This window comes from Amycolatopsis sp. NPDC049159, assembly GCF_040648295.1.
Classification (GTDB): Bacteria; Actinomycetota; Actinomycetes; order Mycobacteriales; family Pseudonocardiaceae; genus Amycolatopsis; species Amycolatopsis pretoriensis_A.
The window spans coordinates 287307-304580 of sequence record NZ_JBEZDL010000009.1 but is presented as its reverse complement, the minus strand read 5'-3'; the positions used below and the strand labels follow the sequence as shown (position 1 = coordinate 304580).

At 73.2% G+C, this 17274-nt stretch carries 17 protein-coding genes; 9 read left to right on the top strand and 8 right to left on the bottom strand.

What is annotated here, in order from left to right; translation table 11 throughout:
* Positions 1–1374 (bottom strand): hypothetical protein, encoded by a 1374-nt coding sequence (locus tag AB0B33_RS19480; protein WP_360773434.1) that lies wholly within the window; start codon positions 1372–1374, stop codon positions 1–3.
* 78 nt (positions 1375–1452) lie between these two features.
* A complete protein-coding gene (locus tag AB0B33_RS19475) occupies positions 1453–2268 on the bottom strand; it encodes a lysozyme (RefSeq protein ID WP_360773431.1) in 816 nt (271 codons plus the stop codon).
* Between the two features lie 204 nt (positions 2269–2472).
* Here AB0B33_RS19475 and ggt point away from each other — a divergent pair, with 204 nt between their 5' ends.
* The 4 genes from ggt to AB0B33_RS19455 all read left to right on the top strand — a co-directional run bounded on the left by ggt (position 2473) and on the right by AB0B33_RS19455 (position 7204).
* Complete coding sequence (ggt, locus tag AB0B33_RS19470; protein WP_360773429.1) at positions 2473–4272, top strand: gamma-glutamyltransferase; 1800 nt, start codon at positions 2473–2475, stop codon at positions 4270–4272.
* A gap of 90 nt (positions 4273–4362) precedes the next feature.
* A complete protein-coding gene (gene fmt, locus AB0B33_RS19465; protein ID WP_247011580.1) occupies positions 4363–5289 on the top strand; it encodes a methionyl-tRNA formyltransferase in 927 nt (308 codons plus the stop codon).
* Positions 5286–6710: an RsmB/NOP family class I SAM-dependent RNA methyltransferase gene (locus AB0B33_RS19460; RefSeq protein WP_360773425.1), complete on the top strand. Its 1425-nt coding sequence runs from the start codon at positions 5286–5288 to the stop codon at positions 6708–6710. The genes fmt and AB0B33_RS19460 overlap by 4 nt, the downstream gene beginning before the upstream one ends.
* On the top strand, positions 6707–7204 hold the full coding sequence (locus AB0B33_RS19455) for a flavoprotein (RefSeq protein ID WP_360773422.1): 498 nt from the start codon (positions 6707–6709) through the stop codon (positions 7202–7204). Before AB0B33_RS19460 ends, AB0B33_RS19455 begins: the two co-directional genes overlap by 4 nt.
* Positions 7205–7350: 146 nt before the next feature.
* Here AB0B33_RS19455 and AB0B33_RS19450 read toward each other — a convergent pair whose 3' ends face one another.
* The 4 genes from AB0B33_RS19450 to AB0B33_RS19435 form a co-directional block, all read right to left on the bottom strand.
* Positions 7351–8475, bottom strand: coding sequence for a serine hydrolase domain-containing protein (locus AB0B33_RS19450; protein WP_360773419.1), 1125 nt, complete (start codon positions 8473–8475; stop codon positions 7351–7353).
* Between the two features lie 104 nt (positions 8476–8579).
* On the bottom strand, positions 8580–9974 hold the full coding sequence (phoA, locus tag AB0B33_RS19445; protein ID WP_360773416.1) for an alkaline phosphatase: 1395 nt from the start codon (positions 9972–9974) through the stop codon (positions 8580–8582).
* A gap of 157 nt (positions 9975–10131) precedes the next feature.
* On the bottom strand, positions 10132–10791 hold the full coding sequence (locus AB0B33_RS19440; RefSeq protein ID WP_360773413.1) for a response regulator transcription factor: 660 nt from the start codon (positions 10789–10791) through the stop codon (positions 10132–10134).
* Positions 10788–11987 (bottom strand): histidine kinase, encoded by a 1200-nt coding sequence (locus tag AB0B33_RS19435; protein ID WP_360773411.1) that lies wholly within the window; start codon positions 11985–11987, stop codon positions 10788–10790. The genes AB0B33_RS19440 and AB0B33_RS19435 overlap by 4 nt, the downstream gene beginning before the upstream one ends.
* 121 nt (positions 11988–12108) lie before the next feature.
* Between AB0B33_RS19435 and rpe the strand changes: the two genes are divergently transcribed.
* From rpe to AB0B33_RS19410, 5 genes are all read left to right on the top strand, one after another.
* Positions 12109–12780 (top strand): ribulose-phosphate 3-epimerase, encoded by a 672-nt coding sequence (gene rpe / locus AB0B33_RS19430; RefSeq protein WP_360773557.1) that lies wholly within the window; start codon positions 12109–12111, stop codon positions 12778–12780.
* A gap of 80 nt (positions 12781–12860) precedes the next feature.
* Complete coding sequence (locus tag AB0B33_RS19425; protein ID WP_360773408.1) at positions 12861–13490, top strand: riboflavin synthase; 630 nt, start codon at positions 12861–12863, stop codon at positions 13488–13490.
* Positions 13487–14815 carry a bifunctional 3,4-dihydroxy-2-butanone-4-phosphate synthase/GTP cyclohydrolase II gene (locus tag AB0B33_RS19420; protein ID WP_360773405.1) on the top strand — a complete coding sequence of 443 codons (1329 nt, stop codon included), beginning with the start codon at positions 13487–13489 and terminating at the stop codon, positions 14813–14815. Before AB0B33_RS19425 ends, AB0B33_RS19420 begins: the two co-directional genes overlap by 4 nt.
* Positions 14812–15318, top strand: coding sequence for a 6,7-dimethyl-8-ribityllumazine synthase (gene ribH / locus AB0B33_RS19415; RefSeq protein ID WP_360773402.1), 507 nt, complete (start codon positions 14812–14814; stop codon positions 15316–15318). The genes AB0B33_RS19420 and ribH overlap by 4 nt, the downstream gene beginning before the upstream one ends.
* Complete coding sequence (locus tag AB0B33_RS19410; protein ID WP_360773400.1) at positions 15315–15758, top strand: PH domain-containing protein; 444 nt, start codon at positions 15315–15317, stop codon at positions 15756–15758. Before ribH ends, AB0B33_RS19410 begins: the two co-directional genes overlap by 4 nt.
* Here AB0B33_RS19410 and AB0B33_RS19405 read toward each other — a convergent pair.
* Positions 15755–16396 (bottom strand): precorrin-3B C(17)-methyltransferase, encoded by a 642-nt coding sequence (locus AB0B33_RS19405; protein ID WP_360773397.1) that lies wholly within the window; start codon positions 16394–16396, stop codon positions 15755–15757. The two genes, AB0B33_RS19410 and AB0B33_RS19405, sit on opposite strands and share 4 nt — an antisense overlap.
* A 42-nt stretch (positions 16397–16438) precedes the next feature.
* Positions 16439–17215 carry an exodeoxyribonuclease III gene (locus AB0B33_RS19400; protein WP_360773394.1) on the bottom strand — a complete coding sequence of 259 codons (777 nt, stop codon included), beginning with the start codon at positions 17213–17215 and terminating at the stop codon, positions 16439–16441.
* Between the last annotated feature and the right edge of the window lie 59 nt (positions 17216–17274).

Genomic DNA, 17274 nt, shown 5'->3' with positions numbered 1-17274 from the left:
TCAGCCGGTCGCCAGTCCGGTCCGGCGGCCCACCACCGTGCCCGGCAAGGATTCCAGCGCCGCTCGCGGGGATTCCGCTGCCGGCTGCAGCCGGATTCCCGCGTCCGGGCCGCTCGCCGCCGCGGTCGTCAGCGCGATCACCTGGGCCGCGATCGCCTGCCGGCGGGACTCGAACGCCGGGTCGGTCAGCGCTGCCGGATCGGCCGGCTGGCCCAGTACCGGCGTGTGCAGGTGCCCGCCCGCCACCGACGTCAGGCCCAGTCCCAGCCGGACCCGATTGGCTCGGAACATCGATTCGTTGGACAGGTAGTTCCCGCCGCCGCCCGAAGCCGCGATTTCGCCGGGGGCCGGGGCGTCCGAACGGCACACCGGCGTCCCTTCGCCCGGGTGCGAAGAGTCCGGCCACACGCAGAACGCCTGGTTGAAGTTCACCGGGTACGCACCCGGCACCGCGAGCATCCGCGCGTACGGCAGCGTCGTCTCGATGAACTGGACGTCCGGTTGCGGCCAGCCCGCGGCCGGCGGGACGCCGCCCGTCACCGAAGCGTTGTCGTTGTCCGGGAAGCCGCCGCGCCAGGCGCCCGCCCAGCGTTCGACGTCGAAGCGGCCCGGGCGGCCCTGGCTGATCGTCAGGACCACGTCCGGGCGCCGCGCGCGGTCTCGCAGCGCCGAGCCGTAGGCCGCTTCGACGATGCCCTGGTCGAAGTAGCCCCACACCACCGGGAAACTCACGGCTTGGACCACCGCGGGGCCCGAAGGGGTGTCGAGGACGCGGCCGTCGAGCTGCAGCGCCGACGCGCCGGCGGGGTTCGAAATCGAGAGGCCCCGCCCGTCCAGCTGGAACGGGTCGAACCCGCTCACCATGACCCGCCGCGTTGTGCCGAGCGGGAAGCGGACGTCGTCGAGGCCTCGGGAGCCGCGGTCGAACGCCGTGAGCAAGGCCGCCCGGTCCGGCACCCCGAACGCCGGCCGCCATTGCCGGATCGCGCTGCTCAGCTGCAACCGTGCCCAGTACAGCGGCCGGTCGTCGAAGCGGTCGAGGGTGCCCAGGCCGGGACGGCGGCCCTGCGCCCGGTCGACGGCCGTCCGCCACAGCCGGTCGCCGGCCCGCGTGACCAGGCGCTCGGCCCGACGCGGGGTGCGCGCCGCACAGAGGTCGTGCTTCACCTCGGCGACGAGCGGGTCGAGCCCGGCCAGCCGCACGAGTTCGGGTCCGGCGGCGGGACCACCCGCGGGCAGGGAAGCGGTCAGCCGCTGTTCCTCGACGGTCAGCGGAACACCGGCGTCGAAGCAGCCGGGCGCGGCGGTGGCGACGGCCGGGAACGCGAAGAGCGGGACGGCGGCGAGCAGGGGGAGCAGGGCGGTCAGGCGCACGGGGTTCCCTCCACGGCGTGGGTGACGCGGCCGAGTCTTCCGCGACCGCGCCACCCGCGTAACCCCGGTAAGTCGGGATCAGCCGGTCGCCAGCACCTTCAGGCGCGAAATGTCCGCGCTGAAGCTGTCCTGGTCGATCGGCGAGGAGCTGTACTGCCAGAACGTGTAGAAGCCCCAGTTGTACGGCAGCGTGCCCGCCGAAGACGCGTACCGAGCCACCCACAGCGGGTTCGTCGAGCTGAAGTCGCCGGTGTTGCCGGTGCACTGGCTCCACCAGCTCGTCGCCGTGTAGATCACCGGCCAGCGGGTCGTCTTCGCGTGGTACTCGTCGCTGAACGCCTTGATCCACGCGACCATCTGCGCGGGGGTCTTGCCGTAGCAGGCGTTGTTCGGGCCCCACTCGATGTCGAGCGTGCCGGGCAGCGTCTTGCCGTCCTTCGACCAGCCGCCGCCGTGGGCGACGAAGTAGTCGGCCTGCGCCGCGCCGCCCGAGGTGTCCGGGCGGCCGTAGTGGTACGCGCCGCGGATCATGCCGACGTTGTAGGAACCCGTGTACTGCTGGCTGAAGTACGCGTTCGTGTAGCCGGTGCCCTCGGTCGCCTTGACGTAGGCGAACTTCTTGCCCGCGCTCCAGTACGACGCCCAGTTGACGTTCCCCTGGTAAGCGCTTACATCGATGCCGGGGACGCTCGCGTCCACCGACGCCGGGGCCAGGCCGGCCGGGGCGACCCCGTCGTGGGCGCGGATCGCCGCGCCCATCTCGTGGTTGCCGGTGGCGTCTTGCCGGGGGAGCGGCGGCGAAGCCTCGGCGCCGGTGGCGGTCGCGACCAGCAGGGAGGTCGAGACCGCGAGTGCGGCGCCGAGCAGGCGGCGCCACCGTCGTGGTGCAGTCATGGTGAGTTGTTCCTTCCGGTTGCCCTCGCTGTGCGCGGTGTGCAGGCCGCGCCGCACGATTCTGTTACAGCGAGGACGGCAACGTCACTGCTCCATGTGATTTAATTTCCGGAACCCCTGAACTGTGTGAAAAGCTGACGAAACGGGTGTATCGGCCCCGTTGGCGTCTTGTAGGCAGGGGAGCCAGGGGGCAGACTCGCCCGCATGCCCGCGCTCAGATGCCGCCGAACCCTCGTCATCGCCGCTGCCGCCGCGCTCGTCACCACCGTCGCGAGCGGGCCCGCCACCGCGGCCACGCCCACCCCCAAGTCGCCGGTCGCCGTCGGCTTCGGCGGGGCCGTGGCCAGCATCGACGCCGACGCCACCGCGATCGGCACCCAGGTCCTGCGCGACGGCGGCAACGCCGTCGACGCGGCCGTCGCGGTCGCCGCCGCGCTCGGGGTCACCGACCCGTTCTCCGCCGGCGTCGGCGGGGGCGGCTTCTTCGTCTACTACGACGCCAAGACGCACCGCGTGCACACTTTGGACGGCCGCGAGACGGCGCCGAAGACCGCGGACGCGAACCTGTTCGTCGAGAACGGTCAGCCGCTGCCGTTCAACGACGCCGTCACCAGCGGGCTCAGCGTCGGGGTGCCGGGCACGCCGGCGACCTGGTCCGAAGCGCTGCGCAAGTGGGGGACGCGCTCGCTGGCGAGGTCGCTGAAGCCCGCCGAGAACCTCGCGCGGAACGGCTTCGTCGTCGACTCGACGTTCCAGACGCAGATCGCGAACAACGCGGCGCGGTTCTCGGCGTTCCCGTCGACGCGCTCGCTGTACCTGCCGGACGGCGCCCCGCCGGCCCCCGGGACGGTCTTCCGCAACCCCGACCTCGCGGCGACGTACGCGCAGCTCGAACGCCAGGGCGTCGGCGCGCTGTACCGCGGCCCGATCGGCGCGGACATCGCGAAGACCGTGCAGAAGCCGCCGGTCGACCCGGCCTCGACGCTGAACGTCCGGCCCGGCAAGCTCACCACCGGCGACCTGGCCGCCTACGAAGCGATCGAGCGCCGCCCGACGCAGACCGGCTACCACGGACTCGACGTCTACGGCATGCCGGCGCCGTCGTCCGGCGGGCTGACCGTCGCCGAGGCGCTCAACATCCTCGAGAACTTCGACCTGAAGCACGCGAGCAAGGCCGACTACCTGCAGTACTTCCTGGAGTCGACCCGGTTCGCCTTCGCCGACCGCAACCGCTGGATCGGCGACCCGGCGTTCGTCGACGTCCCGGCGCGCGAACTGCTCAGCCAGCGTTTCGCCGACACGCGGGCCTGCCTGATCTCGAAGGACAAGGCGGCCACCAGCCCGGTCGCCCCGGCCGACCCGCGCCACCCGGCGCCGTGCGCCGCGGGTGCCGCCGCCGCGCCGACGCCGTACGAGGGCGAGAACACCACCCACCTGACGGTCGCCGACAAGTGGGGCAACGTCGTCGCGTACACGCTGACGATCGAGCAGGAGGGCGGCAGCGGCATCGTCGTGCCGGGCCGCGGGTTCCTGCTCAACAACGAGCTGACCGACTTCTCGTTCACGCCGGTGACGCCGGGCGTCCCCGACCCGAACCTGCCGGGCCCGGGCAAGCGCCCGCGCTCGTCGATGGCCCCGACGATCGTCCTCGACCACGGCCGCCCGCTCTTCGCGACGGGCTCCCCGGGTGGCGCGTCGATCATCACGACGGTCCTGCAGGTGATCCTCGGCCGCCTGGACCGGGGGTTGTCCCTGGAGGACGCGATCGCGGCCCCGCGGGCATCGCAGCGCAACTCGGCGGCCGCCCAGGTCGAGCAGGCGTTCCTGGACCAGCCCGAGACGGCGGCGCTGCGCGCTCGCGGCCAGGGCTTCTCGACGGCCCCGGCGGAGATCGGCGCGGCCACGGGAGTGGAGCACCTGCGCGACGGCCGCTGGCTGGCCGCGGCGGAACCGGTCCGGCGCGGCATCGGCGCGGCACAGGTGGTGTGGCCCGCGCACTGGTAGGGCGCGAGCGCGCCGGGAACATCGGGGCCTTCTAGACTCGGCCCCGATGTTCCAGCCACCTGAAACCCCGCTCCCGCCGGGGGTGGGCCGATGAAGCTCGTCTTCGCCGGCACTCCCGAACCGGCGGTCCCCGCGCTGCGCGCGCTGCTCGACTCCGGGCGGCACGAGGTCGTCGCGGTCGTCACCCGTCCCGATGCGCAGGCCGGCCGCGGCCGCCGGGTCGTGCGGTCGCCCGTCGGCGCGCTCGCCGACGAGCACGGCATCGAGGTCCTCACGCCCGCCCGCGCCGGTGATCCCGCCTTCCTCGCGCGGCTCACCGAGCTCGCGCCGGACGCCTGCCCGGTCGTCGCCTACGGGGCGTTGCTGCCGCAGGCCGCCCTCGACATCCCGCGGCTCGGCTGGGTGAACCTGCACTTCTCGCTGCTGCCCGCGTGGCGCGGCGCCGCGCCGGTCCAGGCCGCGATCCGGGCCGGCGACGAGATCACCGGGGCCTCGACGTTCCGGATCGTCAAGGAGCTGGACGCGGGCCCGGTCTACGGCGTCGTCACCGAGGCCATCGGCGCCACCGACACGGCGGGCGGCCTGCTCGGGCGGCTCGCGGAGTCCGGGGCGAAGCTGCTGCTGTCCACCATGGACGGTCTCGCCGACGGCAGCCTGGTCGCGCGCGAGCAGCCCGCCGAGGGCCTCAGCTACGCGCCGAAGGTGACGGTCGAGGACGCGCGCGTGTCCTTCGCCGACCCGGCCTCGGCGGTCGACCGGCAGATCCGGTCGGTCACGCCGGACCCGGGCGCGTGGGCGGAGTTCCGCGGCGAGCGCTTCAAGCTCGGCCCGGTCACGGTGCTCGACGAGCCCGGCCCGCCGCCGGGCGAGATCGTCGTCGAGCGCAAACGGGTGCTGGTCGGGACGGCGACGAAGCCGCTGCGGCTCGGCGACGTCCAGGCACCCGGCAAGAAACGGATGGCGGCCACCGACTGGGCGCGCGGTACGAGGATCGACCAGGGAGAGCGCCTCCGGTGAACGACAACAGGGAACGACGTCCGTCACGGCCGCAGCGGGGCCGCCCGGCGCCGCGCAAGGAAGGCCCGCGCCGCCCGCCGTCGGTGGACCCGGCCCGGCAGGCCGCGTTCGACGTCCTCGCGGCCGTGCGGACCAAGGACGCCTACGCCAACCTCGTCCTGCCGGACCTGCTGCGCGAGCGGCGGATCACCGGCCGCGACGCGGCGCTGGCCACCGAACTCGCGTACGGCGCTTCGCGCGCCCAGGGGCTGCTCGACGCCGTCATCGAGTCGTGCGCGGAGCGGCCGCTCTCGCAGACCGACCCCGCGGTGCTCGACGCGCTGCGCCTCGGCGTCTACCAGCTGCTGCGCACGCGCATCCCCGAGCACGCCGCCGTGACGTCCACTGTGGATCTCGTGCGCGCGGAAGGGGGTTCGTGGGCAACGGGTTTCGCGAACGCCGTCATGCGCAAGGTGTCCGAAAAGGACGAAGCGGCGTGGCTCGACGAGCTCGCGCCGGACGACGCGGCCGACCCGATCGGGGCCTACGCGCTGCGGACCGCGCACCCGCGCTGGATCGCCCGCTCGTTCGCCGAAGCGCTGGGCGACAAGGGCGCCGGCCTCAAGGCCGCGCTCGAAGCCGACGACGCGCGGCCCGAGGTGCACCTCGTCGCCCGTCCCGGCGAGATCAGCGCCGACGAGCTGGCCGCGATCACCGGCGGCGACCCGGCGCCGTACTCGCCCTACGGCGTCCACCTGCCCGCGGGCGCCGGCGACCCGGCCGGCATGGAGCCGGTCCGCGAGCGGCTCGCGGCGGTCCAGGACGAGGGCAGCCAGCTCTGCGCGATCGCCGCGACGAAGGTGCCCGTCGAAGGCACCGACGAGCGCTGGCTCGACCTGTGCGCGGGCCCCGGCGGCAAGGCCGCGCTGCTCGGCGCGCTGGCGGCGCTGAGCGGGGCCACCGTGGACGCTGTCGAGATCGCGCCGCACCGCGCGAAGCTCGTCGAGAAGGCCACGAGCGGGCTGCCGGTGAAGGTGCACGTCGCCGACGGGCGCGAGAGCGGCCTGGAGCCGGGCTACGACCGGATCCTCGTCGACGCGCCGTGCAGCGGCCTCGGCGCCCTGCGGCGGCGGCCGGAAGCACGCTGGCGGCGTCAGCCGTCCGACGTCGCCGACCTGACGAAGCTGCAGGGCGAGCTGATCAACGCGGCCTACGCCCTGCTGCGGCCCGGCGGCGCGCTGACGTACGTCGTCTGCTCGCCGCACCTCGCCGAGACCGAAGGCGTGCTGACGGAGACGGCGCGCCGGCTGAAGGCCGAGGTGCTGGACGCGCGCGGGTTGTTCCCGGGCGTCCCGGAGCTCGGCGACGGCCCGTACGTCCAGCTGTGGCCGCACCGCCACGGCACGGACGCGATGTTCTGCGGCGTGCTGCGCAAACCGTGAGAACCCTCGGCCTGGTGGCCGGCTCGTGCGGCGGACTGGACGTCCGGTTCGCCGCCGAGCTGGCCCGCCCCGCCGCGGAGCGCGGCTGGCGGACGGCAATTACGTTGACGCCGACCGCGATGAGCTGGCTGGAGTCCGCGGGCGCACTCGACGAGGTCGCGGCATGCTCCGACCTGCCGATCCGCAGCGTCTCCCGCCTCCCGGGCGAGCCGCGGCCGCACCCGGACCCGGAGGTGTTCCTGTTCGCCCCGGCGTCGGCCAACTCGGTGGCGAAGCTGGCGCTGGGCATCGCGGACAACCAGGCCCTGACGGTGCTGGGCGACGTGCTGGGCGCGCCGGGGACCACGATCGTGGTGGCGTACCAGATCCAGGAGACCCGGGTCCACCACCCGGCGTGGCAGCGCCACCTCGACACCCTGTCGGAAGCCGGGGCGACGCTGCACCGGCTGGACGTCCGGCGGCCTTGGACCGAGGCGCTCGACCTGTTGCCTTGAGTGCCGCACGGGTTCCGGCGAGGCGGCGCCGGGCTGGGCGGCGGCCGGGTTCTCGCCGCGCCGGTGCCGGACACGGGAGCGCAGCCGCGGGGGCGCCCCCCACTTTCCACGCTACCGGTCACCACCGACAGTTCCGGCCCGCCGGGCTACGAGCACACCGCCGCGTCCATCGCCGCCAGGAGGTGGCCGCTCGTCTCCGCCGGGGTCGGGTTCTCGTTCAGCACCACCGTTGCCCGGCGTCCGCCCGGACCCACGCCCGCCAGGTTCGTGAAGCCGATGATCCCGCCTTCGTGCCCCCAGAACTGCCCGCACGACACCGGAATGCTCCCCAGCCCCAGCCCGTACCGCGCGCCCGGGACCCCCAGCTCGGCCGGGACCGTGCGGCGCATCTCCGTCAGCTCGGCCGGGCGCAGCAACCGCCCGCCCAGCAAGGCACCGTAGAACCGGTCCAGGTCGGCCGGGGTGCTCACCAGGCCACCCGCCGCGCCCGCGATCGTCGCGTCGAAGTCGCTGAAGTCCACCAGCCGACCGGCGATCGACGCGTAGCCGACCGGGTGCGGCGATGGCAGCTTCTCGTCGCCGCGGCGGGGCAGGTACGTCTCGCGCAAGCCGAGCGGCCGGGTGATGCGGTGCGCGATCGAGGTCTCCAGCGGCTGCCCCGTGACGCGCTCGACGAGCATCCCCGCAACGATGTAGTTCGTGTTCGAGTACGACCACCCGGTGCCCGGCGGGAACAGCGCCGGGTGCTTCAGGGCCATCGCCACCAGCTCGGCCGGCTCGGCGCCGCGGTGGCGCAGCGCCTCCGGGTCCGACAGGTCGAGGTCGTCGGTGTAGTTGTAGAGCCCGCTCGTGTGCTGGAGCAGCTGCCGCACGGTGATCCGGTGGTCCGGCAGCAACCCGGGCAGGTACTGCGAAACCGGCGCGTCCAGCTTCACCCGGCCCTCGCCCACGAGCTGCAGCACGACCGTCGCCACGAACGTCTTCGTGACGCTGCCCGCGCGGAAGGAACCGTTGCGCGGGAACGGTTTCCCGGTGGTGACGTCGCCGGTGCCGCTGCGCGTGACCCGCGTCCGGGCGCCGTCCTGGACCACCGCCGCCGCGCCCGGGACGCCGTCCTGGCCGGTCAGGACGTCCAAGCTCGCCTGCACCGGCGAGCCGGTCACCGGTGACCCGGCCACCGGTGACCCGGCCGCGAGCGCCGGTGCCGCCGTCGTGGCCGCGAGCAGGGCGGCGAGCGTGCCGGCCGTGATGATCCGCAAAGACTTCCGCATGAGAAAACCCCCTGGTGTCTCGGTGTTCCCCACGCTAGGGAGCCGGGACGCCAGGGGGCATGGGGCAGGCCGCCGGAACGGACCGGGGGCCTGCCCCACCACGCTCAGCGCAGCTTCAGGGCCCGCTTCAGGGTCCCGAAGAGGTCGGTCTGGTTGGTCAGCCCGACGATGTTGGCCGCCTGCGGGCCGAGACCCGCGATGCGCACCTGGGTACCGGTGTGCGACTGCGAGCCGCCGGTCTCCGCGGTGCCGTAGGCCAGCGTCATGTTCGCGCCCTCGTTGGTGACGAGCGTCGCGGTCAGGCCCGGGGTGGCCGTCGGCTCGACGATCTGGCTGCTGTGGCCGTGGTCGGCGGTCACCAGCACCAGGGTGTCGGGGTGGCTGCGGGCGAACGCCGTGCCCGCCGCGATCGCCGCGTCGAAGTCGACCGTCTCGCCGATCTGGCCGCACGGGTCGGCCGCGTGGTCCTGCTTGTCGATGCTCGCGCCCTCGACCTGGAGGAAGAAGCCCTTGTCCGCACGGCGGTCGTCGAGCAGCTCGAGCGCCTTGCGGGTCTGGTCGGCCAGCTTCGGCTGGGTCTTGGGCAGGTTCGCGTTCGTGGCGCAGCGGGTAGGCGCGGTGCCGCCGTGGACGGCCGCCGGGCCGGTCCAGTTGACCGGCATGTTGCCCTCGGCGAACAGGCCGAGGACCGGCTTGCCCTTCGCCGCCTTCGCCAGGTCGGCCGCGGTGTTCACGACGTTGTAGCCGGCCGCCTTGGCCTGCTCCAGCACGGTCTTGCCCTTGAACTTCCCGGCCGTCACCGGCTGGTTGAAGTACTTCGCGCCGCCGCCCAGCAGGACGTCGGGGCGGGTCTGCACCAGCTGCTCGGAGATCGAGCCGAGGCCGCCGTTCTCCTTGGCGTTCTTCGCGCACTTCGCGGTCGTCTCGACCGGGCCCTTGCAGTCGCGGTTGACGACGTGCGAGCCGAGCACGGCCGGGGTCGCGTCCTGGACCTCGGCGGTGGTGACGTCGCCGGTGCGCAGGCCGTTGCGCTTGGCGATCTCGAGGATCGTCGGGACGTCGTTGCCGTACGCGTCGACGGAGATCGCGCCGTTGTAGGTCTTGGTGCCGGTGGCCCAGCCGGTGCCGGACGCGGCCGAGTCGGTCACGTAGTTCGGCTTGGCCGGGTTGTTCTGCTCCACGGCGTACGTCGTGTAGTCGCCGGTGAGCGGCAGCTCGTCCATCGCGAGCCGGCCGGCGGCGCCGCGCTCGTAGTTGCGGGCGGCGGTGATCTCCGACTGACCCATGCCGTCGCCGATGAACAGGATCACGTTGCGGGCGTGCCCGCCCTGGATCGCCGAACGGACGTCGTTCGTGCGGTCACCGGTGCCGGCGGACGAGCGCGCGTCGGCGTTGTCGGAGCCGTTGGTGGCCAGGGCGACGGGGGCGGCGGCGACCAGCGCGGCGCCGAGTGCGCCCGCGACCAGCCACCGGCGGCGGCCGGCGAACAGCGAAGCCATGTTTCTCCTCATTGGGGGACTTCGGGAGGTAAGCGCCCGGATTCCGGACACGTGCTATTAGTCCTTCTGCATGTGTGGTGCGCAGGGACTGGGGGTGACGCCCGGGTGTCCGCTGGCCGAACTCCTGACTTCCCGCGGGTGACCGGGAGCACGTCGGTTATTGACCGGCGAGGTGTCCCGGCCGCACGACGCCCGATTCGTACGCTATGACCACCGCTTGGCTGCGGTTGCCGGCGCCGAGCTTGCCGAAGATGTTGCCCACGTGGGTCTTCACGGTCTCCAGGCTGATCACCAGCGCCGCCGCGATGTCCTGGTTGGACAGTCCGCCGGCGATCAGCCGGAGCACCTCGGCTTCGCGCCGGGTGAGCGTTTTCGCCGCCCGCGCGTGCTTCCCGCCCGGCGCCCGCGCGGTCACCAGCCGCCGGATCGCCTCGGGGAACAGCAGCGAGTCCCCGGCGGCGACGGTCCGGACGGCGTGCGCGATCTCCTCCTTGCGCGCCCGCTTCAGCAGGAACCCGCTGGCCCCGGCCAGCAGCGCTTCGTGGACGTAGTCGTCGTTGTCGAACGTCGTGACGACGAGGATCTTCGGCGGGTCGTCGAGCGCGGCGAGCACCTGCCGGGTGGCTTCGATGCCGTCGGTGCCGGGCATCCGGACGTCCATCAGCACGACGTCCGGGCGGCTCCGGCGCACCGCGGGCAGCACTTCGGCGCCGTCGGCCGCTTCGCCGACCACGGGCAGGCCCTGCTGCTCCAGCAGCGCCCGCAACCCGGTGCGGACCAGCGGTTCGTCGTCGGCGAGCAGCACCGTCGGCGTCATGCGCCGGCCCGCAGCGGGATGGTCGCGCGCAGCCGCCACCGCTCGCCGTCCGGGCCCGCGGCCAGCTCGCCGCGCAGGGCTTCGACGCGCTCGGCCAGCCCGGTCAGCCCGCGCCGCCCGGTCCGCGGCCGATCGACGGCCAGCGCGTTCACCACGGCGATGGCGAGCTGCTCCGGCCCGGCCTCGACCCGGACGTCGACCGCGCCCGGACCGGCGTGGCGCAGGGCGTTCGTCAGGCCCTCCTGGACGATCCGGTAGCCCTCCCGCGACACCGCGGCCGGCAGCGCGGTGACCGGCCCGGCGACCGCCAGCCGGACGTCGAGCCCGGCTTCGCGGGCGCGCACGGCGAGGACGTCGACCTCGGCCAGCGTGCGCTGCGGCTCCTTCGCCGCGGGCTCGTCGCGGAGCAGGCCCAGCACGTGGTCGAGGTCCTCCAGCGCGCTGCGGGAAGCTTCTTCGATCGTGCCGAGTGCGCGCCGCGCCTGCGCCGGGTCGGTCTCGACCAGCCCGGCCGCGGCGGCCGCCTGGATCGTCGACGTCGTGAGCGTGTGCCCGATCGAGTCGTGCAGCTCGCGGGCCAGCCGGTTGCGCTGGGCGAGCACGGCGGCCTGGCGTTCGGCGAGCACCGCGCGCTCGGTGTCCGACGGCCCGAGCAGCGCCTCGGCACCGGCCCGGAAGGCGCGGGTGGCGCCCGCGACCAGCACGATCGCGCCGGCGAGCAGCACGACGCCGAAGGGGACCGACCAGGCGCCGAGCGGGACGTCGTCCCAGAACAGGCTGATCCGGTCCTGGCCGCCGGCCAGCCAGACCGCGGGCACGAGCAACCCCAGCGCGAAGAACGCGAGCACGGTGAGCAGCACGCCGCTCAGCAGCGTGTGCAGGGCGAGCCACAGGCCCGAGCGCAGCCGCGAACCGGCGTCGGGACGCCCGGCCGGGGCGGGGACGGCGGTGCCGAGCAGGACGTTCGCCAGCCCGATGCCGAGGCGCCGCACCGGCCCCAGCAGGCCCAGCAGCCCCGTGAGCACCGCGATGGCGATCAGGGCGAGCAGGGCCCGTACTCGTGAATCGGTTTCGACGGACACCGCCGCGGCGAAGGCGAAGGGGGACACCGGCACCATGAGGAGGGCGCCCGCGACGGCGAACGGCAGGCTTCGGTAGCTGCCGATCCGCGCGAGGGACGGGAAGAATCCGGACATGCGGCGAGCCTAGGGCGGCCGGAGTGGCGCACACCTCCCTCCGCGGAGCCAGATCCTGGTCACAACCGGTTAGCGACCGTTAGCAGCGGCCTCCTACACTCGGGACGTGGCAGACCGACCCCTGATCGCCCCCAGCATCCTGTCCGCGGACTTCGCCCGGCTCGGCGAGGAGATCGCCGCCGTCGCGAGCGGCGGGGAGACCCGTGCCGACTGGGTCCACGTCGACGTGATGGACGCGCACTTCGTGCCCAACCTGACCCTCGGCCTCCCCGTCGTGAAAGCGCTGCTGAAGAGCACCGACGTGCCGATCGACTGCCACCTGATGATCGACGACCCGGACCGCTGGGCGATCGGCTACGCCGAGGCCGGCGCCTACAACGTCACCGTGCACGCCGAAGCCGCGAAGGACCCGATCGCGCTCGCGAAGAACCTGCGTGCCGCCGGGGCGAAGGCCGGCCTGTCGCTCAAGCCGGGTACCGCGCTCGAACCGTGGCTCGATGCGCTCAAGCACTACGACACGCTGCTCGTGATGTCGGTCGAGCCGGGCTTCGGCGGGCAGTCGTTCATCGCCGACGTCCTGGAGAAGGTCCGCACCGCGCGGCGGCTGGTCGACACCGGGCACCTGAAGCTGGTCGTCGAGATCGACGGCGGCATCAACGCGGACACGATCGAGCAGGCCGCGGAGGCGGGCGTCGACTGCTTCGTCGCCGGGTCCGCCGTCTACGGCGCCGGCGACCCGGGCAAAGCGGTCGCCGCGCTGCGCGAGCAGGCGGCCCGGGGCCGGGCGGGCTGACCCACCCGGGCGGCACCGGAGAAGCCACCGGGCCGCGGCGGGTGTTGGATGGGGAGCAGCGGCGCACAAGGAGGCAGGACGTGTTCACCGGCATTGTCGAGGAGATCGGCGAGGTCACCTCGGTCGAGCAGCTGACCAACGCGGCGCGGCTGCGGGTCCGCGGCCCGCTGGTGACCAGCGACGCCGCGCACGGCGACTCCATCGCGGTCAGCGGCGTGTGCCTGACCGTCGTCGAGGTGGGGGACGGCGAGTTCACCGTCGACGTCGTCAACGAGACGCTGCAGCGCTCGAGCCTGGCCAAGGTCGCGGTCGGCGACCGGGTCAACCTGGAGCGCGCGACCCCGGCGGGCGGGCGGCTCGGCGGGCACATCATGCAGGGCCACGTCGACGGGACCGGGGTCTTCCTGGGCCGTGACGGCAACGGCGTCACGACGTTCGCGCTGCCGGGGCACCTGTCCCGGTACGTGGTCGAGAAGGGCTCGATCGCGGTCGACGGCATCTCGCTGACGGTCGCGGCGATCAGCGCCGACCAGTTCGCGGTGGCCCTGATCCCGACCACCCTCGAGGCGACCACGCTCGGCGGGCGCGAAGCGGGCGACCTGGTCAACCTCGAAGTCGACGTGGTCGCGAAGTACGTGGAGAAGCTGGCCGAGGCGCACATCCGCGACCAGGTGCACAATCGGGACGGCGGCACGGAGGAGCGGTCATGAGTGAGACGAGTGCGGCAGAGCCCGAGGCGGGCTGGACCCCGTGCGGCACCGGCGCGGTGTTCGACGCCGACGCCATCGAGCGGGCCATCGCGGACATCGCGGCGGGCCGCGCGGTCGTCGTGGTCGACGACGAAGACCGCGAAAACGAGGGCGACCTCATCTTCGCCGCCGAAAAGGCGACGCCGGAGCTGCTGGCCTTCATGGTCCGCTACACCTCGGGGTACGTCTGCGTGGCGCTGACCGAGTCCGAAGCGGACCGGCTGGACCTGCCGCCGATGTACCACACCAACCAGGACGCGCGGGGCACCGCGTACAGCGTCACGGTCGACGCCGCCGACGGCATCACCACCGGCATCTCGGCCGCCGACCGCGCGCACACGATCCGCCTGCTGGCCGACCCGGCGTCGACGGCGAAGGACTTCCGCCGCCCCGGCCACGTCGTCCCGCTGCGCGCCAAGGAAGGCGGCGTGCTGCGCCGCCCCGGGCACACCGAGGCGTCGGTCGACCTGGCCCGGCTGGCCGGGCTCGCGCCGGCGGGCGTCCTCTGCGAGATCGTGTCGCAGAAGGACGAAGGCGACATGGCGCGCCGCGACGAGCTCGAGGTGTTCGCGGCCGACCACGACCTGGCGATCATCACGATCGCCGACCTGATCGCCTACCGCCGGCGCACCGAGAAGCAGGTCGAGCGCGTCGCCGAGGCGCGCATCCCGCTGTCCGCGGGCACGTTCCGCGCGGTCGGCTACGACTCGCTCCTGGACGGCATCGAGCACGTCGCGTTCGTCTACGGCGAGATCGGCGACGGCCAGGACATCCTGGTGCGCGTGCACTCCGAGTGCCTGACCGGCGACGTCTTCGGCTCGCTGCGCTGCGACTGCGGCCCGCAGCTGGAAGCGGCACTGGAAGCGGTGGCCGCCGAAGGCCGCGGCGTCGTGCTCTACATCCGCGGCCACGAGGGCCGCGGCATCGGGCTGCTGCACAAGCTGCAGGCCTACCAGCTGCAGGACGACGGCGCGGACACGGTGGACGCGAACCTCGCCCTCGGCGTCCCGGCCGACGCCCGCGACTACGGCACCGGCGCGCAGATCCTGTGCGACCTCGGCGTCCGCACCATGCGGCTGCTGTCGAACAACCCGGCCAAGCGGATCGGCCTCGAGGGGTACGGCCTGCGCGTCACCGGGCGCGTGCCGCTGCCGATCTCGCCGAACCCGGAGAACCTGCGCTACCTGCGGACCAAGCGCGACCGGATGGGGCACGACCTGGCCCAGCTGGAGCACTACGACCAGGTCGGCGCGGGCACCGAGCACGCGGATGGAGGACCACAGTGAGCGGCGACGGCCGTCCCGACGTTTCGCCGGACCTGACCGGCTGCAAGTCCCTCAAGCTCGGCATCGTGGCGACCCGCTGGAACGCGGACATCACCGACGTCCTGCTGGAGCGCGCCCTGTTCGCGGCGCGCGAGGCGGAGCTGGAGGAGGACCCGACGGTGGTCCACGTCGCGGGCGCGGTCGAGCTCCCGGTGGTGGCGCAGGCACTGGCCCGCAACCACGACGCGGTGGTCGCACTGGGCGTGGTCATCCGCGGCGGCACCCCCCACTTCGAGTACGTGTGCGACGCGGTGACGGCAGGCCTGACCCGCGTGGCCCTGGACGAGAGCACGGCGGTCGGCAACGGCGTCCTGACGTGCGACACGCACGAGCAGGCGGTGGACCGCTCGGGCCGGCCGGGCGCCAAGGAGGACAAGGGCTACGAGGCGACGGTGGCCGCCTTGGACACGGCGCACGTGCTGAAGAGCCTGCGCCAGCCGTGGACCGAGCGGGGTTTCGTGTGACCGTGAAGACTCTCCTCGTGATCCGCCCCCGCCGCGCACTGATCATGTGCAGCGTCCTGGCGATGGCCCTGCTGGCGGTGTTCGTGGTGGTGGCGGTGTTGCTGCGCAACGGCGACACGGGCGTCCACTTCCAGCGCTCCGACCAGGCGGCGATGATCGGCATCGGCATCCTGCTGGCGTGCGGGGTGATGCTGTTCGCGATCGCGAGGGTCCGCGCGGACGAGGAGGGCATCGAGGTCCGCAACGTGGTGATGACCCGGCGGTTCGCGTGGAGCGAGGTGCTGTCGGTGAGCTTCCCGGATGGCGCGTCGTGGGCGCGGTTGGAGCTGCCGGACGACGAGTACCACGCGGTGATGGCGGTGCAGGCGGTCGATCGTGACCGTGCGGTGGAGGCGGTCCGTGCGTTGCGGAAGCTGCACCGCGCGGCCACCGGCGGCTAGCCGCCCCTGATCTGACGGGCCAGTTCGCGAGCGCGCTGCTCGGTGAACTTGCCGGTGATCTGGGTGGTGCCGTCGAGGATCGCGACCTGGATGTTCGGCGCCGACAGCACCTGGCTGTCCACGACGAACGCGACCTGCTGGTTGAGGTTCTTGCTCGTGAAGTCGGCCCAGGTCTTCGTGCCCGCCGACTTGAACGTGAGGTTCACGACCCATTGCCCGCGCTGCTGGTCGTAGCCGGCCGTCGCGTCGGCCACTTCGCTCCCGGGGAGGAACTCGGGCTCGAGGACGTAGGCCGTGTCGTCGGTCTGCCCGCAGGTGACCAGCGGCAGGGAACGATCGTCGTGGCCCGCCAGCGGGTCGGGCCTGCCGGGCGTGCAGTCGATCGCCTGCACGGCGGCGGTCTGCTGGGCCGCGTCCCAGCTTTGCCGGGCCGCCTGCGAGAGCGGCGCGCCGGTTCCCGTGCCGCCGATCCGCGAAGCGTAGGCCACGACCTTGCGGAACCCCGCCGGCTTCGGACCGCTGACCGGCGCGGCCGATGACGGCGCCGCCGGGGCGGGCACGGCCTGGCCGGCGACGACGGCGCCGCACCCGGCCGAGGTCAGCAGAGCGAAGGCCGAAAGGAACACCGCGAAGCGCATGAGCCCCAAGTCGGCGGCGCGGCCTCGCCTGTTACGCCCGGCTCAGAGGTCCAGGTCGACCACGATCGGCGCGTGGTCGGACGGCCCCTTCCCCTTCCGCATGTCCCGGTCCACGTAGGAATCCGTCACCGCGTCGGTGAACGCCGCGTTCCCGTACACCAGGTCGATCCGCATGCCCTTGTTGTTCGGGAAGTTCCCCGCCCGGTAGTCCCAGTACGTGAACGGGTGGTCGTACTTCAACGGCCGCGGGAACACGTCCGACAACCCCAGCTTCCGCAGCCGCGCCAAGGCCTCGCGCTCCGGCGGTGTCACGTGCGTCGACTCGGCGAACACCGCGATGTCCCACACGTCCGCATCCGTCGGCGCGACATTGAAGTCACCCAGAACCGCGAAGGGCTCGGAAGAAAGCTCCGAAGAAACGAGAGACCGCAACGCCTCCAGCCACTCCAGCTTGTACGCGTAGTGCGGGTTGTCCGGCTCCCGCCCGTTGGGCACGTACACCGACCACACCCGCACCCCACCGCACGTGGCGCCGACGGCCCGCGCCTCCGCGGCGCCGTCGAACGAAGGTTCACCGGGCAGCCCGCGCACGACGTCCGACAACCCCACGCGCGACACGATCCCGACGCCGTTCCAGCGCCCCAGCCCGTACGCGGCGACCTCGTACCCCAGCGCCTCGACCTCGGCGGCGGGGAACTTCTCCGTCGTGTTCTTCAGTTCTTGCAGGCACAGCACGTCCGGTGCCGTCCGCTCCAGGAACTCCAGCACGCGCGGCAGGCGGGGGACGATGGAGTTCACGTTCCACGTGGCGATCCGCATGCCCGCGAGCATCCCACACGCCACCGACGAAACCGGGGCGGCGCGAGACCGCGCCGCCC